18 protein-coding genes and 3 tRNA genes are annotated in these 22,659 nt (G+C 64.1%); 11 read left to right on the top strand and 10 right to left on the bottom strand.

The annotated features are described in order from the left end of the window. The first annotated feature begins 61 nt into the window (after window positions 1–61). The 4 genes from ACVOLL_RS09835 to rnt all read left to right on the top strand — a co-directional run bounded on the left by ACVOLL_RS09835 (window position 62) and on the right by rnt (window position 2,813). On the top strand, window positions 62–427 hold the full coding sequence (locus ACVOLL_RS09835) for an HvfA family oxazolone/thioamide-modified RiPP metallophore (protein ID WP_481512742.1): 366 nt from the start codon (window positions 62–64) through the stop codon (window positions 425–427). Between the two features lie 25 nt (window positions 428–452). Then, complete coding sequence (locus tag ACVOLL_RS09830) at window positions 453–1,271, top strand: HvfB family MNIO-type RiPP peptide maturase (RefSeq protein ID WP_481512741.1); 819 nt, start codon at window positions 453–455, stop codon at window positions 1,269–1,271. Continuing rightward, on the top strand, window positions 1,264–2,031 hold the full coding sequence (locus ACVOLL_RS09825) for an HvfC family RiPP maturation protein (RefSeq protein WP_481512740.1): 768 nt from the start codon (window positions 1,264–1,266) through the stop codon (window positions 2,029–2,031). Before ACVOLL_RS09830 ends, ACVOLL_RS09825 begins: the two co-directional genes overlap by 8 nt. A 137-nt stretch (window positions 2,032–2,168) precedes the next feature. Further along, window positions 2,169–2,813 (top strand): ribonuclease T, encoded by a 645-nt coding sequence (gene rnt / locus ACVOLL_RS09820; RefSeq protein ID WP_481512739.1) that lies wholly within the window; start codon window positions 2,169–2,171, stop codon window positions 2,811–2,813. Between the two features lie 12 nt (window positions 2,814–2,825). Here the strand turns inward: rnt and ACVOLL_RS09815 are convergent, their stop codons facing one another. From ACVOLL_RS09815 to ACVOLL_RS09805, 3 genes are all read right to left on the bottom strand, one after another. Then, a complete protein-coding gene (locus ACVOLL_RS09815) occupies window positions 2,826–3,581 on the bottom strand; it encodes a GGDEF domain-containing protein (RefSeq protein WP_481512738.1) in 756 nt (251 codons plus the stop codon). Window positions 3,582–4,034: 453 nt separating this feature from the next. Further along, window positions 4,035–5,435 carry an ATP-binding protein gene (locus ACVOLL_RS09810; protein ID WP_481512737.1) on the bottom strand — a complete coding sequence of 467 codons (1,401 nt, stop codon included), beginning with the start codon at window positions 5,433–5,435 and terminating at the stop codon, window positions 4,035–4,037. Continuing rightward, window positions 5,432–6,160, bottom strand: a complete 729-nt coding sequence (locus ACVOLL_RS09805; RefSeq protein WP_481512736.1) for a response regulator — start codon at window positions 6,158–6,160, stop codon at window positions 5,432–5,434. Before ACVOLL_RS09805 ends, ACVOLL_RS09810 begins: the two co-directional genes overlap by 4 nt. Window positions 6,161–6,358: 198 nt before the next feature. Between ACVOLL_RS09805 and ACVOLL_RS09800 the strand changes: the two genes are divergently transcribed. The 3 genes from ACVOLL_RS09800 to ACVOLL_RS09790 are packed head-to-tail and all read left to right on the top strand — an operon-like array spanning window position 6,359 to window position 11,087. Beyond that, window positions 6,359–7,705, top strand: coding sequence for an efflux RND transporter periplasmic adaptor subunit (locus ACVOLL_RS09800; RefSeq protein WP_481512758.1), 1,347 nt, complete (start codon window positions 6,359–6,361; stop codon window positions 7,703–7,705). Then, window positions 7,702–9,654 (top strand): MacB family efflux pump subunit, encoded by a 1,953-nt coding sequence (locus ACVOLL_RS09795; protein ID WP_481512735.1) that lies wholly within the window; start codon window positions 7,702–7,704, stop codon window positions 9,652–9,654. The genes ACVOLL_RS09800 and ACVOLL_RS09795 overlap by 4 nt, the downstream gene beginning before the upstream one ends. A gap of 8 nt (window positions 9,655–9,662) precedes the next feature. After that, window positions 9,663–11,087, top strand: a complete 1,425-nt coding sequence (locus tag ACVOLL_RS09790) for an efflux transporter outer membrane subunit (protein ID WP_481512734.1) — start codon at window positions 9,663–9,665, stop codon at window positions 11,085–11,087. Between the two features lie 272 nt (window positions 11,088–11,359). Here ACVOLL_RS09790 and ACVOLL_RS09785 read toward each other — a convergent pair whose 3' ends face one another. Further along, the gene (locus ACVOLL_RS09785) at window positions 11,360–12,550 is read right to left on the bottom strand and encodes a DmpA family aminopeptidase (protein WP_481512733.1); all 1,191 of its coding nucleotides are present in this window, start codon (window positions 12,548–12,550) and stop codon (window positions 11,360–11,362) included. A gap of 8 nt (window positions 12,551–12,558) precedes the next feature. Next, on the bottom strand, window positions 12,559–13,302 hold the full coding sequence (gene rlmB / locus ACVOLL_RS09780; RefSeq protein ID WP_296252531.1) for a 23S rRNA (guanosine(2251)-2'-O)-methyltransferase RlmB: 744 nt from the start codon (window positions 13,300–13,302) through the stop codon (window positions 12,559–12,561). Window positions 13,303–13,555: 253 nt separating this feature from the next. Here rlmB and ACVOLL_RS09775 point away from each other — a divergent pair, with 253 nt between their 5' ends. Next, window positions 13,556–14,041 carry an RcnB family protein gene (locus ACVOLL_RS09775; RefSeq protein WP_481512732.1) on the top strand — a complete coding sequence of 162 codons (486 nt, stop codon included), beginning with the start codon at window positions 13,556–13,558 and terminating at the stop codon, window positions 14,039–14,041. 291 nt (window positions 14,042–14,332) lie between these two features. Here ACVOLL_RS09775 and rnr read toward each other — a convergent pair whose 3' ends face one another. Then, window positions 14,333–16,870: a ribonuclease R gene (rnr, locus tag ACVOLL_RS09770; RefSeq protein ID WP_481512731.1), complete on the bottom strand. Its 2,538-nt coding sequence runs from the start codon at window positions 16,868–16,870 to the stop codon at window positions 14,333–14,335. Window positions 16,871–16,985: 115 nt separating this feature from the next. On the opposite strand from rnr, the gene ACVOLL_RS09765 reads away from it, so the two are divergent. From ACVOLL_RS09765 to ACVOLL_RS09755, 3 genes are all read left to right on the top strand, one after another. After that, window positions 16,986–17,072, top strand: a tRNA-Leu gene (locus tag ACVOLL_RS09765). A gap of 130 nt (window positions 17,073–17,202) precedes the next feature. Beyond that, window positions 17,203–17,289: transfer RNA gene (locus ACVOLL_RS09760), tRNA-Leu, on the top strand. Window positions 17,290–17,495: 206 nt separating this feature from the next. After that, a tRNA-Leu gene (locus ACVOLL_RS09755) sits at window positions 17,496–17,582 on the top strand. A gap of 223 nt (window positions 17,583–17,805) precedes the next feature. Here ACVOLL_RS09755 and ACVOLL_RS09750 read toward each other — a convergent pair. The 4 genes from ACVOLL_RS09750 to ACVOLL_RS09735 are packed head-to-tail and all read right to left on the bottom strand — an operon-like array spanning window position 17,806 to window position 22,488. Further along, a complete protein-coding gene (locus ACVOLL_RS09750; RefSeq protein WP_481512730.1) occupies window positions 17,806–19,365 on the bottom strand; it encodes a DHA2 family efflux MFS transporter permease subunit in 1,560 nt (519 codons plus the stop codon). A gap of 7 nt (window positions 19,366–19,372) precedes the next feature. Then, window positions 19,373–20,554: a multidrug transporter gene (locus ACVOLL_RS09745; RefSeq protein WP_481512729.1), complete on the bottom strand. Its 1,182-nt coding sequence runs from the start codon at window positions 20,552–20,554 to the stop codon at window positions 19,373–19,375. Between the two features lie 12 nt (window positions 20,555–20,566). Next, window positions 20,567–22,048: an efflux transporter outer membrane subunit gene (locus ACVOLL_RS09740; RefSeq protein ID WP_481512728.1), complete on the bottom strand. Its 1,482-nt coding sequence runs from the start codon at window positions 22,046–22,048 to the stop codon at window positions 20,567–20,569. Then, window positions 22,045–22,488, bottom strand: coding sequence for a MarR family winged helix-turn-helix transcriptional regulator (locus tag ACVOLL_RS09735; protein WP_481512727.1), 444 nt, complete (start codon window positions 22,486–22,488; stop codon window positions 22,045–22,047). Before ACVOLL_RS09735 ends, ACVOLL_RS09740 begins: the two co-directional genes overlap by 4 nt. Window positions 22,489–22,659 lie beyond the last annotated feature (171 nt).

The following is a 22,659-nucleotide window of genomic DNA, read 5'->3' as shown; positions in this document are numbered from 1 at the left end:
CCCGGGCTGCTTGTTAAGCTCCAGCCTCCCCCCGGCCCAACCACTACCGGAGACACAATCAATGGCCATCGACATCCGCAAGTCCACCACCCTCGCCTTGGGCGCTGCCCTGCTCGGCGGCATGGCGGCCCCTGCCTTTGCCATGACCGATCTCGCTCAAGGCTATGCACTTGGCGCCAGCGCCCAGACCCCGCCAACCGCAGAAGCGCAGGCCGCCACCGCCACTGCGCAAAGCACCGATGCCGCCGCCAAGCAGAAGGCCGAGGGCAAGTGCGGCGAGGGTAAATGTGGCGAAGGCAAGTGCGGCGCCGACAAGGACAAGCCCAAGACCGATGCCGCCAAGGCTGATGGCGAAGCAGCCGCCGGTGCCGACAAAGCCAAGGCCGAAGGCAAGTGTGGCGAGGGCAAGTGTGGCGGTAAGCACTAAGCCTGGCATACCACCCGACCAGCGCATGCCAGCCCAGGCCAGCGCTGGCCTGGGTCTGCGCCGCTCGCTGCTCGACGCCTTGCAGACGGCACCGGCCGGCGCATTCGATTTCCTCGAATGCGCCCCGGACAACTGGATCGGCGTTGGCGGCAGTTTGGGCGAAGCGCTGTCCGCGCTGTCGCAACGGCATCCGCTCAGCTGCCATGGCCTGTCACTGTCACTGGGTGGCCCGGCCCCGTTGGATGTGGAATTCCTCGCGCGTACGCGGCGCTTCCTCGACCAGCACCAGGTCGCGCTGTACAGCGAGCATCTGAGCTGGTGCACCGATGACGGCCATCTCTACGAACTGCTGCCGCTACCGTTCACCGCCGAAGCCGTGCGCCATGTGGCCGCGCGCATCCGCCAGACCCAGGACATCCTCGGTCGCCGTATCGCCGTGGAAAATGCCTCCTACTACGCCGTACCAGCGGCCGACATGGACGAGGCCGACTTCATCAACGCCGTCCTCGACGAAGCCGATTGCGACCTGCTGCTGGACGTCAACAACGTCTACGTCAACGCCATCAACCACGGCTATGACGCCCGCGCCTTGCTTGCACGCTTGCCCTCGCAGCGCATTGCCAGTTACCACGTTGCCGGCCATCACGACGAAGCCGAAGACCTGAAGATCGACACCCACGGCATGCCGGTCAAGGACGATGTCTGGGCACTGCTGGCCGATACCTACGCCTTGCACGGCGTGCGCCCCACCCTGCTGGAACGCGACTTCAACTTCCCGCCACTGCCCGAGCTGCTGAAAGAACTGGCGCGGATACGTCAATTGCAGCAGGCCACACATGGCTGAGTCGCTGCGCGAACTGCAGATGCGCTTTGCCGGGCACCTGCGCGATCCGTTGCAACAACCTGCTCCGGCGGGTATCGACGACACACGCATGCAGGTGTATCGCGAGCTGTACTTCAACAATATCCTGAGCCTGCTGGCTGCGAATTTCCCGGTAATCACCCGGACCTTGGGTGAGTCGCGCTGGCAGCAACTGGTGCGCGATTTCTGTCGCGAGCATCGGGCACATACGCCGTTGTTTCCGGAAATCGGGCAGGAGTTCATTGCCTTTCTGGACAGTCGTTCGCCTGATCCGCAAGCGCCGTGGCTGCTGGAGCTGGCTCACTACGAATGGATCGAGTTGGCGCTGAAGATCAGCGACGAGCCGTCGCCTGTGCATGATCCTGATGGTGACCTGCTGGCTGCCAGCCCGGTCTGTTCGCCCAGCTGTCGTGCCCTGGCCTACCAGTGGCCGGTGCATCGGATTGGTCTGGAATATCAGCCCAGTGAGCCACCGCTACAGCCGACCTTGTTGCTGGCCCGGCGCGAGGCTCATGGAAACATCGTGTTCTCCGAACTTTCGCCGATGCTGTACCGGTTGTTGGAAAGACTGGAGCAGTTACCCGATCTCAGCGGGCTTGAGCAGCTGCGGGAGTTGGCGACCGAGGCGGGTACAGAAGCGGATGAGGATTTCATCAGCAATGGCGCGGCAATGCTGCAGCAGTTGCGGGGCAAGGGCTGCTTGTTGGGCGCTTCTACCCCCTTCCTTGCGCTGCAGGCGTAGGAGAGGGTTGGGGAGGGCTCGGCTGAGGCATTACCGGTTAAGCCCCTGCCGAGCATGGCTCGGCACTACGGCCTCCTGACAGCGCTTGCAGCCTGCCGCTGACACGGCCACTTGACCCGCTCTGCTACCCTATTGCGATGAACGAATTTGCTGAACCCTCGGTCCCCCGCCCTGCTTTCACGCCGATGGCGCAACGCTTCCGTGGCTTCCTGCCGGTGGTGGTGGACGTGGAAACGGGCGGCTTTGACTGTAATCGCCATGCCCTGCTTGAGATCGCTGCGGTGCCGGTGGAGATGGACGAGAACGGCCAGCTCTACCCTGGCCAGACCGCCAGTGCGCATGTGATTCCAGCCGAAGGCACCGAAATCGACCCCAAGTCGCTGGAAATCACCGGCATTGTGCTCGACCATCCGTTCCGCTTGGCCAAACCGGAGCGTGACGCACTGGAACATGTGTTCGCGCCAATCCGCGCAGCGATGAAAAAGTACAACTGCCAGCGCGCGATCCTGGTCGGCCACAACGCGCATTTCGACCTGAATTTCGTCAACGCCACCGTCGCCCGCAGCGGCCACAAGCGCAACCCCTTCCATCCATTCAGCGTGTTCGACACGGTGACCTTGGCCGGCGTGGCTTACGGCCAGACTGTGCTTGCCCGCGCAGTGCAGGCAGCCGGCTTTGAATGGGATGCCAGTGAGGCGCATAGCGCGGTGTACGACACCGAGCAGACCGCGCGCCTGTTCTGCAAGATCGTCAACGCTTGGCCGACCGCGCCCGGCCGCTGAGCTGCAGGAACGTCAGGCCGCGCAGGTCCTTGCGCGGCCTTCCTTCTTTGCCTGCGCCAATGCGTTCTTGGCACGTTGATAGAACAGCACTGGCGCCTGGTCTTCTTCACCCAGCTGCACTACGCCGGCACTGAAACTCACCTTGATGTCGCCGGCCTCGTGCCCGCCCCACTCGGCGTACTGTCCGAACAGGCGCTGCAGACGCTGGCAGGCGATTTCGGCTTCCGGCAGCGCCGTGTCGCTCAACAGCACCGCGAACTCCTTGTTGCCCAGCCGTGCCGGCATGTCGGATGCACGCAGGCTACGCCGCATCAGGTCGCCTACTTCGCACAGCACCAGATCACCGACCGCGCGCGACCACTCAGCATTGATCTGCTTGAGGTGATCGATGCTCAGCACCACCAAACTCAGCGAGCGCCCGGTGCGCCGCGCCGCCGCCATGTCGCGCGCCAGCGCGTCATCGAATGCGCGACGGTTGGGCAGGCCGCTGAGATCATCTTCATTGGCCAGCCGCTCGAATGCTTCGGCCTGCTCGCGCAGCCGCTGTTCAAGCTGAGCTTTTTCAAGCAGTGCCGCTTCCAGCCGACCGTTCTGCTGATGCACTTGATCTGACCGGGCATGCTCCTGCGCAGCCAACTGCTGCGCCTGGCTGCGTTGTTGCCTGAGCTGCAGCACCAGCCACAGCACAAGCACGAGCAACAACAGGCACACGCCGGCAAGCAAGTCGGGCAGCGCCAATACTGCAAGCGGCGACGAAAAGCCGTCCATTCTGCCCTCCGCCCAGGCGGGTGCCACGGCAACTCCCGCCAACATGCCCAGCGCTGACAGACATCGTTTTGCAAAGACCCTTGCCCTGCCCGACATCGCGCGCATCCCCACGCTCGACCGGGTTACCGGATTCTTCTCTGCTGCCATCGTTCTTGCCCCAAGCTGGTGTGGCGATACTAGCAAACAGGGGCCATGTTGCAGGGTTGAGTAAGGCTCGGCGCTGAGGATTTTCGCTGGAATGTGATTGGCGGTGTGAAAGCACACAATCCTGGCCGGAGGAACTGTAGGAGTGGCGTAAGCCGCGAAGCTGACAACCCCTCAGTTTGCAAAGGCAGTCGCCCCGATCGCCGCAGCAACAACAGCGCACTTTCATTGGCTCCGGACACCACGGTGGCTTCGCGGCTTACGCCGCTCCTACAGCCACACCTGCAAGCAGTCCCGCCTGCGTTGCGATCAACCGTTGGCTGGCCACTGCGGCGCTTCCCAACGAACGATGGCTTCCAAGCCCCCTTCGGGGTGATTGCGCAGGGTCAGGCTGGCACCGTCCTTTTCGGCCAGCGCACGGGCGATGGTCAGGCCCAAGCCGGCGCCGCCGGTCTCGCGTGAGCGCGAGGTCTCCAGGCGCAGGAACGGGGTGAACACGGCTTCGAGCTCGTCCTCGGCCAGCCCCGGCCCGTTGTCACGTACCCGCACCTCGACTGCATCGCCATCGCGGCGTGCGCTCACCTGCGCAGCGCGACCATACTTCACCGCGTTGTCGACCAGGTTGGAGAACAAACGCCGCATCGCCAACGGCCGCAGCATCAGCACCGCGCCGCTCCCCTGCTCCAGCACCGCATCATGACCGGACTCGGCAGCGTCCTCGACCACGCTCTCCAGCAGCGAGTCCAGATCCAGCGCAGCACGTTGCTCAGCGCTCTCGGCGCTGCGGGCAAGCTCCAAACCTTCGCGGATCAAGGCCTGCATCGCAGCGAGGTCACCGATCAGGCGCTCGCGCAACTGCTCGTCCTGCACGTTCTCCAACCGCAGCCGCAGCCGCGTCGACGGCGTCTGCAGGTCATGGGTGATCGCCGCCAACATCTGCGTGCGCTCGCTCAGGTGCCGCTGCAGACGCTTCTGCATGGCATTGAAGGCTTCGGCGGCCCGTTGCACTTCCAGGGGGCCGCTGACCGGCAATGGTTCACGCTGCAGGTCGTGACCGAGCTCGGTGGCGTGGTTTGCCAGCCGCTGCAACGGCGAGCTGGCGATGCGTGCAACCACATAGGCCAGCAGACCAATCGCCAATGCCAGCAACGACAGGAACCATGGGTCGAACGCCGCCCCGCTGCGTCTTGCCACCGCCGGGTACTCCAGCGCCAGCCGCAGCGGTGTGCCGTCAGTGAGCTTCAATTCCACCAGACGACAGCGCGGCGGGGTGAATGCTGGATCGCGCTCACGCATGTGCTGCGATCGCTGTCCGCGTCCGGGTGGCGGCAGGAATTCCGGCAAGGGCGGCATGCAGGCGCGGAAGCTGCTCGCGCGCACTTGCGCACTGGCAACCGCGCCACCGCGTGCGACCAGCACTGCCATCAAAGCCTCGTCCACATCGCCGGTACGGAAGTCGCCTTTGACCTCGCGCACGCTGGGACCGCCCACCGCCAACAAGCGGCTGCGCAGCTCCGGGTTGCCGTCCAGCAGATTGACCAAGCCCTGCAGGCGGTCGGCGATACGCGCAAGGTTCTGCCGCTCGAACTCCTGCTGGCGACGGCTCTCGGCCAGCAGCGTCGCGCCAATCGCCGCCACCATCATGCCGACCAGCAGGATGACGAACAGCCGCCCGGCCATCGACGACAGGAACAGACGCAGCCGCTTCATTCCAGCGTCACCGCACTGGCGAACACATAGCCCTCGTTGCGCACGGTCTTGATCAGGCCATCGGCACCGCCGGCATCGGCCAGCTTCTGCCGCAGACGGCTGATCTGCAGGTCGATGGCACGATCCTGAGATTCGTAGTTTCGACCACTGCTCAGCGACACCAGTTGCTCGCGCGACAGCACCTTGTTGGCATGGGCGACCAACACCCGCAGCAGGCGGAACTCGGCCCCCGACAACATCACCACACGCTTGGCCGGATCAATCAGATGCCGATGTTCCAGATCGAATACCCAGCCTGAGAACAGCGCCCGGCGCATCGCCAGCGGTTCCATGTTGGTCGGCAAGGCCTCGGTCCGGCGCAGCACGTTGCGGATGCGTGCCAGCAGCTCACGCGGCTCGAAGGGCTTGGCCAGGTAATCATCGGCGCCCATTTCCAGCCCAAGCACGCGATCAATCGGCTCGCTGCGTGCGGTGAGCATGATCACCGGCGTGGTCGAACGCACGCGCAGCTCGCGGCATAGCGCCAGACCGTCTTCGCGCGGCAGGTTCAGGTCCAGCACGATCAGGTCGATGTGCTCGCGCGCCAATACCTGGCGCATCTGGTTGCCATCGGCCGCCGTGCTCACGGCATAGCCGGCCCGGCCCAGTTGCTCGGCCAGCAGGCTGCGGATGTCACTGTCGTCGTCTACCACCAACAAGCGGTGCAAGGTCTGTATGTCCGTCATGGGGCAATGATCCATGCTAGCGGATCGTCGTGCGCGGGCGCATACGTGTCGGCGCGTATCAACGCCTGCACTTGATACACGCCGATACATGGCCGGCTGAACCTGATACACGTCGACACATACTGTGCCTTGAGGCTGAACAGGGCACTGACCAAACTGGCATCAACGCCGCACGCTGCGGCCCAGCCTGAGTGCCTGATCACCGTGAAGCTGCTGCCCTCCTCCCGCCGCAACCGCATCCTGATTGCCGCTGCCATCGTCGCCCTGCTCGCCGGCGGCGTGTTCTGGGCCACGCGCAAGCCCGCTGCCCCTTCGATGGCCACCTCGCCGGTCAGCCGTGGCGATCTGGAACAGACGGTCGACGCCACCGGCGTCATCGATGCCTACAAGCTGGTCAGCGTCGGTGCGCAGGCTTCGGGCCAGATCAAGGTGCTGAAGGTGCAGCTAGGTGATGTGGTCAAGCAAGGCGACCTGATCGCCGAGATCGATTCGGTCACCCAGGAGAACAGCCTGAAGAACGCCGAGGCGGCGTTGGAAAACATCCGCGCCCAGCGTGCGGTGCAGACCGCCTCGCTGAAGGAATCCGAGCTAGCCTTCGCCCGCCAGAAGGAGATGCTGGCCGCCGAAGCCACCTCGCGCGCCGACTACGAGTCGGCCGAAGCCAACCTGGCCAGCACCCGCGCGCAGATCCGTGCACTCGATGCACAGATCCGCCAGCGTGAAACCGAACTGGGCACTGCCCAGGCCAACCTCGGCTATACCCGCATCACCGCGCCCATCGACGGCACCGTGGTCGCGGTGGTTGCCGAAGAAGGCCGCACGGTCAACGCCAACCAGTCGGCACCGACCATCGTCAAGCTGGCGCGGCTGGACCTGGTCACGGTGAATGCCGAGATCTCCGAAGCCGACGTGGTCAAGGTCAAGCCCGGCATGCCGGTGTACTTCACCATCCTGGGCAATCCGGACCACAAGTACCAGGCCACGCTGCGCACGGTGAACCCGGCGCCGGCCTCGATCAGCACCGACAGCACCAGCTCCAGCAGCTCTTCCTCGTCCAGCTCCAGCACCGCCGTGTACTACAACGCGCTGTTCGACGTCGAGAACCCGGACGGCACGCTGCGCATCGACATGACCGCGCAGGTCTCGGTGATGCTGGCCCAGGCCAAGGACGCGCTGTTGATTCCCACCGTTGCGCTCGGCCCCAAGGTGCCGGAAGGCGGCCGTGGCCCCGGCGCGACTGCCGCCAATGGCGAGCAACGCGCCGCCCGCAGCAAGCAGGAAGGCCAGCGCCAGCAACGTCGCCAGCCGGATGCCGCCGCACTGGCCAAGAGCAACAGCTACGTGGTCCGCGTGGTCAACAAAGACGGCCAGCCGGAGCCGCGCACGATCAAGGTCGGCCTCAACAACGGCTCCAACGTCGAAGTACTGGAAGGCCTGAAGGAAGGCGAGCTGGTCGTGGTCGGCGAAGTCGCCGCCGGCGAGAAAACCAGCAGCAGCAACCAGCGCGGCCCGATGGGCCCGATGATGGGTGGCCCGCGCCGATGAGCCAGCCGCTGCTGCAACTGCGCGACCTGCGTCGCGAGTTCCCGGCCGGCGAGGAAACCATCGCCGTGCTCAAGGACGTCAACCTCGACATCCATGCCGGCGAGATGGTCGCTATCGTTGGCCAGTCCGGTTCGGGCAAGTCGACCTTGATGAACATCCTCGGCTGCCTGGACCGCCCCACCGTGGGCTCCTACAAAGTGGCTGGACGCGAAACCGGCCGCATGCAACCGGACGAACTGGCCGAGCTGCGCCGCGAGCATTTCGGTTTCATCTTCCAGCGCTATCACCTATTGGGAGATCTGGACGCACGTGGCAACGTGGAAGTGCCTGCGATCTATGCCGGTACACCTGCCGACGCCCGCCGCAGCCGCGCCGAGGCCCTGCTCGCGCGGCTGGGCCTGAGCGACCGCATGGGTCACAAGCCGGGCCAGCTGTCCGGCGGCCAACAGCAGCGCGTCTCCATCGCGCGTGCGCTGATGAACGGTGGCGAGGTGATCCTGGCCGACGAGCCCACCGGCGCGCTGGACAGCGCCTCCGGCGAAGAAGTGATGAACATCCTCGGCGAGCTGCATGCCGAAGGCCAGACCATCATCATCGTCACCCACGACATGCACGTGGCCGAGCACGCACAGCGCATCATCGAGATCCACGATGGCGTGATCGTCGCCGACCGTCGCAACGACAAGGTGCCGGCACTGCAGAAGCAGCAACGCGCTGCCCCCGTGCGCACCGGTGGTAGCGCCTTCCAAGCCGCGCGTGATCGCTTCGTCGAAGCCTTCCGCATGGCTTTGCTGGCAATGAACGCACACCGCCTGCGCACCTTCCTGACCATGCTCGGCATCATCATTGGTATCGCCTCGGTGGTGTCGGTGGTGGCGATGGGCAACGGCTCTCAGCAGCAGATCCTGCAGAACATTTCCTCGCTGGGCACCAATACCATCGATGTATATCCGGGCCGCGGCTTCGGCGACATGCGCTCCGGACGCGTACAGACGCTGAAAAGCAGCGATGCCGAGGCATTGGCCACGCAGAGTTACATCGACAGCGTCACCCCCAGCGTATCCAGCTCGGTGACAGCACGTGTAGGTAACAAGGCTGCGTCGGCACAGGTTGCCGGCATCGGAGATCAGTACTTCAGGGTCAAGGGCATGACCTTGATCAGCGGTCGCTATTTCGACGAAAGCGAAGTAAAGGGCTTGGCACAGGTAGTGGTGATCGACGAGAACACCCGCAACCAGCTGTTCGGCAGTGATGATCCGCTCGGCAAGGTGGTCCTGCTGGGCAATGTGCCGGCTCGGGTGATCGGCGTAGCCAAGCGTCAGTCGATGGGCTTTGGTGGCAGCACCAATCTCAGCGTCTGGGTGCCTTACACCACGGTGATGGCGCGCATGCTGGGGCAGACCTACCTGAGCAGCATCACCTTGCGGGTCAAGGACGACACGCCGATGGATGCCGCGCAATCGGCGATCACCAAGCTGCTGACCCTGCGCCACGGCACCGAGGATTTCTTCCTCAGCAACACTGCCGAGATCCGCGAGACCATCGAGTCCACCACCAAGACCATGACTTTGCTGATCGGTGCGATCGCCGCGATTGCACTGGTCGTCGGCGGCATCGGGGTGATGAACATCATGCTGGTATCGGTGACCGAGCGTACCCGCGAGATCGGCGTGCGCATGGCAGTGGGTGCGCGGCAAAGCGACATCCGCCAGCAATTCCTGATCGAAGCGGTATTGGTCTGCCTGCTCGGCGGCGTGCTCGGCATCGCGCTGGCGCTGTCGATCGGCTGGGCCTTCCAGACCTTTGGTGCCAGCTTCACCCTGCTGTTCTCCACCGGCTCGATCGTTGCCGCCTTCGCCTGCTCGACCCTGATCGGCGTGGCGTTCGGCTTCCTGCCGGCCCGCAATGCCGCCCAGCTCGACCCGGTCGAGGCCTTGGCCCGCGAATGAAGATGACCATGAAAGCACTCCGTCCCCTGCTGCTCTCCACCGCCCTGACCGCCGCCTTGGTCGGCTGCGCCACCACCCCCAGCGCCGACCCTGCCGCCGACCTGCGCGTGCCCAACGTCTATGGACGCGGCGACGCTGCTGCCAATGCGCCGGTGCAGGCCATTGAGCACGAAGTGACCGCACCGGTTGCCGATGTGCACGCCGATGCCTGGTGGCAGGGCTTCTCTGATCCGAACCTGGACCAGCTGATCGAGCGCGTGCTGGCCAGTAATACCGACATGGCCTCGGCCGGTTTGAAGCTGGAACGTGCCCGTGCGCAGGCCGGACTGGCCTCTGCCGACCTGTGGCCACAGGCCAGCGGCTCGGTCAGCGCCAGCGGCAGCCGCAGTACCGACAGCAGCGACAACTGGTCGCGCAACAACAGCGCCAGCGTATCGCTGGGCTGGGAGCTGGACCTGTGGGGAAAGCTGCGTGGCCAGCGCGACATCTCCCGCTGGGAAGCGCAGGCCACCGCGCAGGACCTGCAGAGCACGGCGCTTAGCCTGGTCGGCCAGAGCACCGAGTTGTACTGGCAGTTGGGTTACCTGAATCAGGCGATCGCCACCGGCCAGGCCAATCTTGAGCGCCTGCAGCGCACTGCTTCCTTGGTGCAGACCCAGTTCGACGCCGGCGGTGTTTCGCGATTGGAAGTTCGCCAGGCGCAGCAGAACATCGAGAGCCAGAAGGCCGCGCAATCGCAGCTGGAACAGCAGCGAGTGGAAACCCGCAATGCCTTGACCGTGCTGCTCGATGGCCAGCCCTGGCCGCTGGCGAACGAGCCGCAGAATCTGGATGTCGCGCAGAGCCCGGCACTGGTCGAAGGCATGCCTGCCGAGTTGCTGGCACGCCGGCCGGACCTGCGTGCTGCCGAGCTGCGTCTGCGGCAGTCACTGAAGAGCATCAAGGTGACGGCGACCAGCTATTACCCGAGTCTGAGCCTGAGTGGTTCGGTAGGCAGTTCCACAACTTCGCTGGGTGATGTGCTGACCAACCCGGTAGCAACCTTGGGTGCGGGCCTGAGCCTGCCGTTTTTGAAGTTCCGGCAGATGCAGCTGGATATCAAATCGTCGGATCTGTCGTATCAGATCGCCGCCAATGATTTCCGGCGGACGCTGTATACCGCGCTGTCGGAAGTGGATAACGCCCTGTCGGCGCGCACGCGCCTGGCTGAGCAGGTCGCTGCTGCGCAGGCTTCGTATGACGAGGCGGTTGAGATCGCGCGCTTGTATGAAGTGCGGTATCGCGCTGGCGCTACCGACCTGCGGACGTGGCTGGAAGCGGAGCAGACCCGCCGCAATGCCGAGCTATCGCTGGCGCAGACCAAGCGCAGCCAGCTGGTCAATGATGTGACGCTGTACAAAGCGTTGGGTGGCGGGGCAATGACGAGCCAGTAAACCTGCTTAAGCCCCTCTCCCGCCTGCGGGAGAGGGGTTGGGGTGAGGGGAAGCTTCTAGCGAGAACATGTTGAATAGCGCGCACTTTCGCCTTCGCATTACCCGCCTTCGCGGGGGCAGGCTCTTCGGGCACATTTTCCGGAAGCGGGAGAAGAAACAGCCTCAAGCAAAGTCAAAAGCTCCCCTCATCCGACGCCTCGCGCCACCTTCTCCCGTAAACGGGAGAAGGGACTTAGCCAAACATGGCTTGGTTCCGCAGCATTCCAGGCACCCTACTGCCCCGGCGCGTTCACCCCATGCCGCAGCAAAACCTCCCGCACCTTGTCCAACGGAATAGCCTCCACCGTCTGCCCATTGCCGCTGACCGTGGTCGCCATGAACAAGGCGTTGTAGACCGACTCTTCCACCGCATCCACGCTGGCCTGGAACACCGCGCTCATCTGCTCGTTGGCCAGCTCGGTGGTCTGCAGCTGCGCAGCATCGAACCCGCGCCGCACCGATTCGGCCGTTGAAAACGCCAGCACATAATCGCCACTGCCGTTGGAGGCGGAGCTGCCAGTGCGCCCCAAGCCCATCATTCCGCGCGACGCCAAACGCCGCAGATTGCGATCCGACAACGGCGCGTCGGTTGCCACCACGATGATCACCGAGCCATCGCCGCGATCATCGGCAAGCCCGCGCACATTGCCCTGCGCGGCAACTGCATTCTGGAATGCATAACGGTCCAGCTCGCGTCCAACCGGAGCGCCTTCCACCTGCAATACGCCGCCGAAATTGGCCTGCACCAGCACGCCGACGGTCCAACCACCCAGACTCTCCGGCAGCTTGCGCGACGAGGTACCAATACCGCCCTTCCAGCCAAATGCCACCGTGCCGGTGCCGGCACCTACGCTACCTTCCTGCACCGGTCCGCTCTTCGCGCGTTCCAATGCACGACGCACCGCGTCCGCGGTAACCGGCCGTGCGCGGATGTCATTGAGGCCGCCATCGTTGGTCTCGCCCACCACCACGTTGAGCGAGCGCACCTGCTGCATGTCCGGCTGCGCCAGCATCCACTCGGCCATGGCGTCAGCGGCCTTCCACACACATAGCGTGCAGGTCAGCAGGATCGGGGTTTCCAGTTCGCCCAGTTCGTTGACCTGGGTGCTGCCGACAAATTTGCCGAAGCCATTACCGACATGCAGCGCAGCCGGCACCCGCGAGCGATAGGTGTTGCCGGGATGCGGCAGGATCGCGGTGACGCCAGTGCGCACCGTGTTGCCAGTACTCAGCGTGACCTGGCCAACACGTACGCCGGCTACGTCGGTGATCGCGTTGTTGCTGCCGGGGCTGAAGATGCCGGGTGCGACGCCCAGATCACGTGCGCGTACGCGCGGTGCGTCCTGGGCGGCGGCGCTCAGGACGCAAAGCCCCGCCAGCGCCACAGTCAATCGGAGGAGAAGACGAGGCGGCGTGCGGGGCATGGTGTTCCTTACAGGCGTTGGCGGACGGCCTCGAACAATGCCACACCCGTCGCCACGGATACATTGAGGCTCTCGACGTCGCCCGGCATCGGGATGCGCACCAGCTGGTCGCAGGTTTCGCGGGTCAGGCGGCGCATGCCGTCGGCTTCGCCGCCCATTACCAGCGCCACGTTGCCGCGCAGGTCGAGCTTGTGGATGGTGGTATCTGATTCACCGGCCAGGCCGTAAACCCATACACCCAGCTTCTGCATGTCCTTGATGCAACGGACCAGATTGGTCACCGACACCACCGGAATGCTGTCGGCCGCGCCAGCGCTGACCTTGCGCACGGTCGCGTTGACCGGGGCGCTCTTGTCCTTGGGGATCACCACCGCGGTGACGCCAGCGGCGGCGGCGCTGCGCAGGCAGGCGCCGAGGTTGTGCGGGTCCTGCACCTCGTCCAGCACCAGCACCAGCGCCTTGCCTTCGGCCGCTTCGATCAAGCCTTTCAGCTCGTTCTCGTCCCACAGCTTGGGCGCGGCATAACGTGCGACCACTCCCTGGTGGCGGACCTGGCCGGCCACGCCGCCCAGCGCCTGGGCGTTGACCTTGCGTACGTCGATGCCCTTGCGCAGGGCTTCTTCCTCGATTTCAACGAGGCGGGGGTTCTTGGCGCCAGCCTCGATCAGGACCTCGCGGACGTTTTCCGGGTCTTTTTCAATTGACGAAGCCACGGCGTTGACGCCGACGATCCATTGGTTCTGCTTGCTCATTGCAACCGGCGTGCGGGGTAGAAGACGCGCAATGGTAGTCCATCGGGCCACATGGCATCAGCAACGCCCCCCAGAAAACTGCCGGCACAGGGCCGTGAAACTGAACACACACCGACGCTGGCAACGAAATTAATCTTTCTTAATCAGATCCTTGGCCGCCAATAACACTGCCCCGCCTACGCTGGCCTCACTGGAGTCCAACCGCCGGACACTCCGCCCGCAACTGCCCACTCCGCCTTCAGGAGAACGGATCATGATCGGCAATCGCATCCCAACACTACTGGCCTCGGCACTGCTGATTGGCAGCTTGGCCAGCACCGCCAGCGCCGAAGAGCCCCATCGCATGCAGTCCCAGCACCAAGGCCAGTCGATGCAACGGCGAGCACCGGAAACCTTCCGCGCGCCACGCGCCTACCGTCCGGTTTCGCCACCCCAAGGCTGGGACCGCCGCCCCCCCAACATGGACCACGGCCAGTTCAACCACAACTTCCGTGCCCACCGCACCTACACCATCGGCCCCTACATGGCGCCCCGTGGCTGGGTGAACCGCACCTGGTACTTCGGCGACATCCTGCCTGCACCGTTCTTTGCGCCGGAATATCGCCTGGCCGATTACTGGCTGTTCGATCTGGAAACGCCACCCATCGGCTTTGAGTGGGTACGGTATGGCCACGATGCCTTGCTGATCGATCTGGCCAGCGGTCGTGTCGAACAGACCATGTACGGCATCTTTGGTTGAACAGTCCATTGATGCACGCCTTGCTGTGGTCGGGCATGAACAAAGAAGGCCCGCGCAATGCGCCGGCCGTAGCTCTTTGACGCAGCATCGGATCAAAACTTATTTTTGTGCCCGTTGGGTGGCTTGGCGAGTTGGGGCCGAGGCGGCCGTGCGCCCCTGCGGGCGTGCCCACCCCCGCCGGGGGCCTTTTTTGTCACTATCTCCCCTTCCCGGCCCCCGGTGCTGGGGGCCCTCATCAACACCCCCCCCCCCCCCCCCCCCCCCCCCTTCTCTCTTTGCAGCAGCATCGGATCAATACTTCTGTTTGGTCCGTTTGGCTGGCTTGCCGCGTTCGGGCAGCGGCGCCGGTGCCGGCGGGTCCACCTTGCCGTCCTTGTCCTCGACCAGACGGAAGTCGATCTTGCGCTCTTCCATGCTGGCTTTGAGCACCAAAATGCGGACCCGATCACCAAGCCGGAACTCATTGCCACGGCGGTCGCCGCTCAGCGTCTTGCGGATCGGGTCGAACTGGTAATAGTCGTGCGGCAGCTGGGTCACGTGAACCAGGCCATTGACCTTGGACTCGTACAGTTCGACGAACAGGCCGAAGCTGGTCACACCGCTGATCACGCCGTCGAACTGGCTGCCAACGTGCTTTTCCATCCATGCGGCGCGGAAACGCTCGTCGACCTCGCGCTCAGCCTCGTCGGCACGACGCTCACGTTCGGAGCATTGCAGCGACAAGGCTGCCATTTCGCGCGGGGTATAGGTGTATTTGTCGAGCGGACCGCCGGTCAGCGCGTACTTGATCGCGCGGTGCACCAGCAGATCCGGGTAACGACGGATCGGCGAGGTGAAGTGCGCGTAGGCCTCCAGCGCCAAGCCGAAGTGGCCATTGTTGTCCGGCGAATACACCGCAAGCGACTGGCTGCGCAGCAGCACCGATTCGAGCAACGCCGCATCCGGACGCTCGCGCACCTTCTTCAGCAGCTTGGTGTAATCACCCGGCTGCACCTTGCTCCACGGCGGCAGACTCAGCTTGAACTCCTTGAGGAACTCCAGCAGGTCGGCGAACTTGGATTCCGGTGGCCGCTCATGCACGCGGAACGGTGCCGGCACATGCTTGGACAGCAGATAGCGCGCAGCCTCCACGTTGGCGGCGATCATGCATTCCTCGATCAGCTTGTGGGCGTCGTTGCGCACCATCATGCCGGCCTGGGTGACCTCGCCACGGTTGTCCAGCACGAAGCGCACTTCCGAGGACTCAAACTCGATGGCGCCGCGACGCTCGCGCGCCTTGGACAGGATGCGGTAGAGCTGGTGCAGGTTCTGGATCTGCGGCAGCAACGGGCCGATGAAGGCCTTGGTGTCCGCATCATCCTCACCCACCGCCGCCCACACCTGGGTATAGGTCAGGCGTGCATGTGAGTTCATCACCGCTTCGTAGAACTTCGACTCACTGACCTGGCCATCGCGCCCGATCTGCATATCGCAGACGAAGCACATGCGGTCCTCCTTCGGCCGCAGCGAGCAGATGCCGTTGGACAGCGTCTCCGGCAGCATCGGCACCACGAAACCGGGGAAATACACCGAGGTCGCGCGGCGCTGTGCTTCGTCATCCAGCGGCGTGCCTGGGCGCACGTAGTTGGAGACGTCGGCGATGGCCACCACCAGTCGGAAGCCGTCACGGTTCGGCTCGCAGTACACCGCGTCGTCGAAATCCTTGGCGTCCTCGCCATCGATGGTGACCAGCGGCATGGAACGCAGGTCAACGCGCTTGCCAATCATCGATGCTTCCACCGTCAACGGAACGGCAGTGGCTTCGTCCAGCACTTCCGGCGGGAATTCGTAGGGCAGCTCATGCCCGTGGATGGCGGTTTCCACCACCAGCGACGGGGTCAGCTTGTCGCCGAGCACGGCAATGATCTTGCCGATCGGCGGGCGCCGCGAATCCGGCGCATGGGTCAGTTCGCAGACCACCAGCTGCCCGTCCTTGGCGCCGCCAGTGAGGTCGCCCGGGATCTGGATGTTGCGCTGGATGCGCTTGTCATCCGGCACCACGTAGCTGATGCCAGCCTCGATGCTGAAATGCCCGATCAGACGATTGACGCCACGTTCCAGCACGCGGGCGATGGCGCCTTCACGGCGGCCACGGCGGTCGATGCCGGTGACGTTGGCCAAGGCACGGTCGCCATGCATGACCTTGCGCATCTCATACGGCGACAGGAACAGATCGTCGCCACCCTCGTCCGGGCGCAGGAAGCCGAAGCCTTCCGGGTTGGCGATAACCACACCGGGAATCAGGCTCAACTGGCTGACCGGTGCGAAGCCGCCACGGCGGTTCTGCACCAACTGGCCGTCGCGCACCATCGCGCCGAGGCGCTTGGACAGCGCGTCGGCACGATCCGGTTCAGTCAGGCCCAACGCAGCGGCGATTTCCTCGGCGTTCTGCGGGCCTTCGCAGCGATCCAGCAACTGCAGGATGGCTTCGCGGCTGGCAATCGGCTGCGCGTAGCGCTCGGCTTCGCGCGATGCATACGGATCATCGAAGGCCGCAACCGGCGGACCCGGCTTGCGACGGCCGCGTACGAAACTCTGCGGGGCGGCGTCGTCGGTGAATTTGCGCTTGCCAGGCTTGGCCGCGCCGGAGCGGGCCGGGCCAGCCTTGCCGGACTTGGAGGCGCCTGGCTTGGAGCCGCTGGGCTTGGCAGGTGCGGACAGACTCTCCGGCATCCATGGCGGCAGCTTGGCGGTTTTTGCTTTGGGGGCTTTGCCCGGCGCCTTGCCCGGCTTGCTGCCGGTGGCGGACTTGCGGGCCTTGTCGGCCCCAGTGGTCTTTTTGTTTTTCATCAGCCTCCATGGTACATGCACCTAGGTGTACAGGGCGCACACACGATCACTGCAGATGTTTGTGAAAAAGCGTTGACAAAGATCGTCATCCTCTGCAGAATTCGCGGCCTGAAGTGCCCAGGTGGCGGAATTGGTAGACGCACTAGCTTCAGGTGCTAGCGGGGGCAACTCCGTGGAGGTTCGAGTCCTCTTCTGGGCACCACGTTTCAAGATCAAACCCGCGAAAGCGGGTTTTTTCGTTTCCGGGGTTTGGGAATTGCAGCTTCGCAGCCCACTCTTCACAAAACTGTTGACGCCACCAGAAACGTCCTACATAATCTCGCTCCTGAGTCGCCCGGGTGGCGGAATTGGTAGACGCACTAGCTTCAGGTGCTAGCGGGGGCAACTCCGTGGAGGTTCGAGTCCTCTCCCGGGCACCACGACTCAAACGAAACAACCCGCGAAAGCGGGTTTTTTTGTGCCCGAGATTTTTTATGTAATGCCGAGCCATGCTCGGCAGAGGCTCTATCGGTAACGCCACTGCCGAGCATGGCTCGGCACTACCGTGATCTTCTGCGACGTGAAATTTCTTCACGCAAATCGTTGACAGTTTTCTTCACACTCGGCACAATTCGTCTCCTGAGTCGCCCAGGTGGCGGAATTGGTAGACGCACTAGCTTCAGGTGCTAGCGGGGGCAACTCCGTGGAGGTTCGAGTCCTCTCCTGGGCACCATGACTCAAACGAAACAACCCGCGAAAGCGGGTTTTTTTGTGCCCGCAATTTGTAGTGCCGAGCCATGCTCGGCAGGGGCCTTACAAGCAATCCAACCTGTAGTGCCGAGCCATGCTCGGCAGAAGCCTTACCTACAGCTCCAACCGTAGTGCCAAACCATGCTCGGCAGAAACTCTATCGATAAGGCCTCTGCCGAGCATGGCTCGGCACTACAGAGCTGCTGCTAGTGCCCACCTGCCGATGCAGCACCCGCTCCAGCACCAAACGGCGGCTTGGCCAGCCACACAAGGCCGATGATCAGCAGGAACACCCAGCCCAGCAGCAGGAAGATGTCGTTGAAGCCCATCTGCGAGGCCTGGTGGTTGATCATCTCGTTGAGCACCGCTGCACCATGTTGCAGGTCGCCCTGCCCCATCGCGGTCACCTGCTGATGCATGCCCGGATCGTACAGCGACACATGTTCGGTCAGATCAGCATGATGTTGTTGAGTCCGACGCGCCCACAACCACGTGGTAAGCGACGCCGCGAAGCTGCCCGCCAAGGTGCGCAGGAAGGTCGCCAGGCCAGAGCCGGCGGCGATCTCGCGGCCGTCAAGGTCGGACAACAGGATCTGCAACACCGGCATGAAGAACAGCGCCAATCCAACACCCATCAGCAACTGCACGCCGGCAACGTGCTCGAAGTTGACCTGCAGGTTGAAGCCCGAGCGCATGAAACTGGTCATCGACAATACGAAGAACGCAATCGTCGCCAGGTAGCGCATGTCCACCTTGTGGCCGAACTTGCCCAGCACCGGCGCCACCATGATCGGCAGGATGCCTAATGGTGCAGTCGCCAGACCAGCCCATATCGCGGTATAGCCCATGTCACGCTGCAACCACTGCGGGATCATCAACGCCACCGAGAAGAACGCGGCATAACCAACAATCATCGCCAAGGTGCCTGCGCGGAAGTTGCGATGCCGCAGCAACTTCAGGTCGACTATCGGATCCTTGTCGGTCAGCTCCCAGATCACGAACACCGCCAGCATCACCGCAGCAATACAGGTCAGCACCACGATCTTGGTCGAGTTGAACCAGTCTTCCTCGTTGCCCAGGTCCAGCATCAGCTGCAGGCAGCCGACGCCGATCACCAGGGTGACCAGGCCGACGTAATCCATCTTCGGCCGCTCGGTGGTTTCCACGCGATGGCGCAGCTGACTGCCAACCACCGCGGCAGCGATGACACCGAGCGGCACGTTGATCAGGAAGATCCATTCCCAGCTGTAGTTGTCGGTGATCCAGCCACCGAGAATGGGACCGGCAATCGGCGCGACCACGGTGATCATCGCCAACAAGGCCAGCGCCTGCCCACGTTTCTCCCGCGGATAGATCGACACCAGCAGCGACTGGGTGATCGGGTACATCGGTCCGGCCACGAAGCCCTGCAGCGCGCGCGACACCACCAGCATGCCCATGCTCTGGGCGATGCCGCACAACAAGGAAGCGACCGAGAACGCGATGGTCGCCCATATGAAGAGCTTCACCTCACCGAAACGGCGGCTCAACCAACCCGTCAGCGGCAAGGCAATCGCGGTGCTGACCGCGAACGAGGTGATGACCCAGGTCGCCTGCTGCGAACTGGCACCAAGGTTGCCGGCGATCGTCGGCAACGAGACGTTGGCGATGGTGGTATCCAGCACCTGCATGAACGAGGCCAGCGCCAGGCCAGCCGTGCACAACGCAACATTGGCTGGCCCTGCACCGACCGTCGTGGCCGGCGCCGTGGGAGCTTGAGCGGACATGGTGACCTCAGCTGGCGCGCGCGGACGGCGGCAGGTTGTCCTGGATGATGCTGTGGATCATGGCGTCGGCATCATGCAGCTGCTTGGTATACACCTCAGTGCCGTACACCGTGCCCTTGGCCACGTCAGCCGGCAGCACCGTGCCCTTCTGATCGTGCAGGTTGACCTCGGCCTTCATCGACAGGCCGAGACGCAACGGATGCTCGGCAAGCTGCTTGGCGTCGATGGTGATACGCACTGGCACCCGCTGCACGATCTTGATCCAGTTGCCGCTGGCATTCTGCGCCGGCAGCAACGAGAACGCAGAACCGGTGCCCAGGCCGAGATTGCTGATGTGGCCCTTGTAGGTCACGTCGCCACCGTACAGGTCCGAGCGCAGCTCCACTTCCTGGCCCAGGCGCATATGCCGCAGCTGGGTTTCCTTGAAGTTGGCATCCACCCACATCTGCTCGGCCGGCACCACCGCCATCAAGGCAGCACCCGGCTGCACACGCTGGCCAACCTGCACCGAGCGACGCGCGACATAGCCACTCACCGGCGCAACGATGCCGGCACGCGCTTTGTTGAGGTAGGCCTGGCGCAGCTGTGCGGCCGCAGCCTGCACGTCCGGTTGAGTAGCGATGATGGTGTCATCGACCAGCGCGCGGCTGCGCTCGACGGTCTCACGCGAACCGGCAACGGCGGCTTCGGCAGCGGCCAGCTCGTCACGGGCGTGGGCCAGCTCTTCGTTCGAAATCGCACCGGTAGCCGCAAGGTCACGACGACGGGCGAAGTCTTCGCGGGCCCGCTTTACCGTCACCTGCCTGGCGTTCAATTCCGCCTGCGCACCTTCCACGCTGCGGTACAGGCCGCGAACCTGGCGCACGGTGCTGGCGAGGTTGGCCTGCGCTTGTTGCATGGCCACTTCAGTGTCGGCCGGATCCAGCTGCACCAGCAACTGGCCCTGCTCCACCTTCATGCCGTCATCGGCGGCGATGGACACCACGGTACCGGTGATCTGCGGGGTGATCTGCACTTGGTTACCGCCGACATAAGCATCGTCGGTCTCCTCGGCCCAGCGGCCCAGGAAGTAGTACCACGCGGCAAAGGCTGCCAGCAGGATCAGGATGACGAACAGCAGGCCGCGCAGCAGCTTGCCGCGACGGCTGGGAGCGGCGGCTGCCGCTTCGGGGGAGGAGGTCTGGCTCATTGGGGGGGACTCTCAGGAATGCGTGGTGTCGTTGCCGTTGGCAACGGCCGGCGCCGCGTCGGCGCTGGGTTGGAAGCCGCCGCCCAAGGCGGTGCTCAGGCGTACCGAAGACAACAGCTGCTGGGATTGCAGGTTGCTCAGCCCTTGTTCGGCCTGCAGCAGGCGGTCCTGGGTGCTGAGTACATCGAGGTAGTTGCCGATACCGGCGCGGTAACGCTGCTGCGCCAGCTCGTAGGCGGTCTGTGCGATGCCACGCAGCTGCCGCTGCGCCTGTACCTGTTCGGCCAGCGAGCGGCTGGCATTGACCTGGTCGGCAACGTCGCGCAGGGCGTCCACCAGGATGTGGTTGTAGTTGGCCACGGCAAGGTCATAGTCGGCATCGCTGCTGGCCAGGCCGGCGCGCAGGCGCCCGCCATCGAAGATCGGCAGGCTCAGCGCCGGCGCCAGCAGACCGAAGGTGGAGCCGCTTTCCAGCAGGCTGCCCAGGTCCTTGGACACCACCCCGCCCAAAGCGGTCAGGTTGAGGTTGGGATAAAAGCGGGTCTTGGCGACCTTGACCTGCTTGTCCGCCGCTTCCACACGCCAGCGCGCGGCAACGATATCCGGACGCCGGCCCAGCAGTTCGCTGGGAACCACACCTGGCAGCTGCAGGGCCAGCGGATTCAATTCATTCGGCACCTTGATGTCCAGACCGCGATCCGGCCCCTTGCCCAGCAGCGCGGCCAGTGCATTGCGCGAAACATCGATCTGCTGCTGCGCCGCCAGCTGCTGCTGTTGTGCGGCAGGCAGCCGCGCCTGTGCCTGCTGCACCTGCAGCTCACTGTCGATACCGGCAGCGCGACGCTGGCGGGTCAGCTGCAGGGTCTTCTCGGCGCGCGCCAGTTCGTCATTGGCAACACGCTGCAGCTGGCCGGCATGGGCCAGCTGCACGTAGCCCTGGACAATGACGGCTGCCAGATCCAGACGGGCAGCCTGCGCATCCACGGCAGCGGCGTGGCCACTGTCGACAGCGGCTTCCCAAGCGGCTCGCTTGCCGCCCCACAAGTCGACGCCATAGCTGAAATTGGCGACGGCCTGCACGCTGCCCATGTAATGGCCGCCGATCTCGTCACCGGCCATGGATTCGGGCAGGCGCATGCCGGTATAGCCCGGCGACAGCGACAGGTTGGGCTTGCGCTCGGCATTGCTGCTGGCGGCGTGTGCCTGCGCCTGGCGCAGGCGCGCATCGGCCGCCTCCAGCGAAGGAGAGCCGCGCAGGGCTTCGTCGATCAACGCATCCAACTGCGGGTCGGCGAGTGCACGCCACCAGTCGGCGGCAGGAAAGCCTGCCGCACTGAGCGGTGTACCGGCCAGGCTGCGGCTGCTGTGCAGGCTGTCGGCGTCCAGCAGTCGCCCCTGCGGTTGCAGGCCACGGCTGCTGGCGCAGGCGCCGAGCGCCAACACCAAAGCGCCCAGCAACAGCGGGCGCGCGTAGTTCAAAGGAGAAGTTTTCATGGGGGAGAAAGGGCGTCCCGTACCCGGGCTAACAGGGAAAACAATTGGTCACGTTCGGCATCACTCAGGTCACCCAGGGCCAGATCAATGATCCGGTCGCCACGTACCTTGAGCTGCTGCCACAGCGCGCGGCCTTCGTCGGTCACTACGATCTGCAAGGCTCTTCTGTCCTGCGCATGCGGCTCACGGCGCACTGCACCCAGCGCCTCCAGTCGATCCAGCAGGCGAGTCACCGCGCTGGGCACCTGGTTGATGGCCTGGCCGAGCTCGGCCGCGGTACATGGCGCCATCTGCGAGAGCACCTTGAGTCCCACGTAATGGGTGAAACCAATGCCCAGGCCTTCCTCGGCCATGGTCGCGTCGAGCTGGCGTACCAGCCCGTCGCCTACCTGGCGCAACAGCAGACCAAAGCTGGGGGGTACAGAAGAGGATTCAGTCATGGGGCGGCATTTTATTTCCATATGGAAATATATTCCATGGAATATTTCCATCAAGAAATGAATTCACTGTTACACATATGCAGGGAATCGATGACACCACCTTCACCCGGACCATCACCGCGCTTGGCATCGCCGCCGCCATCCGGATAATCGACGGATCAGGAAGCCGGC

This window comes from Stenotrophomonas sp. STEN035, from assembly GCF_056759935.1.
This window is presented reverse-complemented; position numbering and strand designations above follow the sequence as displayed.

Coding starts and splice junctions, on each gene's coding strand:
- ACVOLL_RS09835 (WP_481512742.1), top strand. CDS start 62: ATGGCCATCGACATCCGCAAGTCCACCACCCTCGCCTTGGGCGCTGCC.
- ACVOLL_RS09830 (WP_481512741.1), top strand. CDS start 453: ATGCCAGCCCAGGCCAGCGCTGGCCTGGGTCTGCGCCGCTCGCTGCTC.
- ACVOLL_RS09825 (WP_481512740.1), top strand. CDS start 1,264: ATGGCTGAGTCGCTGCGCGAACTGCAGATGCGCTTTGCCGGGCACCTG.
- rnt (WP_481512739.1), top strand. CDS start 2,169: ATGAACGAATTTGCTGAACCCTCGGTCCCCCGCCCTGCTTTCACGCCG.
- ACVOLL_RS09815 (WP_481512738.1), bottom strand. CDS start 3,581: ATGGACGGCTTTTCGTCGCCGCTTGCAGTATTGGCGCTGCCCGACTTG.
- ACVOLL_RS09810 (WP_481512737.1), bottom strand. CDS start 5,435: ATGAAGCGGCTGCGTCTGTTCCTGTCGTCGATGGCCGGGCGGCTGTTC.
- ACVOLL_RS09805 (WP_481512736.1), bottom strand. CDS start 6,160: ATGACGGACATACAGACCTTGCACCGCTTGTTGGTGGTAGACGACGAC.
- ACVOLL_RS09795 (WP_481512735.1), top strand. CDS start 7,702: ATGAGCCAGCCGCTGCTGCAACTGCGCGACCTGCGTCGCGAGTTCCCG.
- ACVOLL_RS09790 (WP_481512734.1), top strand. CDS start 9,663: ATGAAAGCACTCCGTCCCCTGCTGCTCTCCACCGCCCTGACCGCCGCC.
- ACVOLL_RS09785 (WP_481512733.1), bottom strand. CDS start 12,550: ATGCCCCGCACGCCGCCTCGTCTTCTCCTCCGATTGACTGTGGCGCTG.
- rlmB (WP_296252531.1), bottom strand. CDS start 13,302: ATGAGCAAGCAGAACCAATGGATCGTCGGCGTCAACGCCGTGGCTTCG.
- ACVOLL_RS09775 (WP_481512732.1), top strand. CDS start 13,556: ATGATCGGCAATCGCATCCCAACACTACTGGCCTCGGCACTGCTGATT.
- rnr (WP_481512731.1), bottom strand. CDS start 16,870: ATGAAAAACAAAAAGACCACTGGGGCCGACAAGGCCCGCAAGTCCGCC.
- ACVOLL_RS09750 (WP_481512730.1), bottom strand. CDS start 19,365: ATGTCCGCTCAAGCTCCCACGGCGCCGGCCACGACGGTCGGTGCAGGG.
- ACVOLL_RS09745 (WP_481512729.1), bottom strand. CDS start 20,554: ATGAGCCAGACCTCCTCCCCCGAAGCGGCAGCCGCCGCTCCCAGCCGT.
- ACVOLL_RS09740 (WP_481512728.1), bottom strand. CDS start 22,048: ATGAAAACTTCTCCTTTGAACTACGCGCGCCCGCTGTTGCTGGGCGCT.
- ACVOLL_RS09735 (WP_481512727.1), bottom strand. CDS start 22,488: ATGACTGAATCCTCTTCTGTACCCCCCAGCTTTGGTCTGCTGTTGCGC.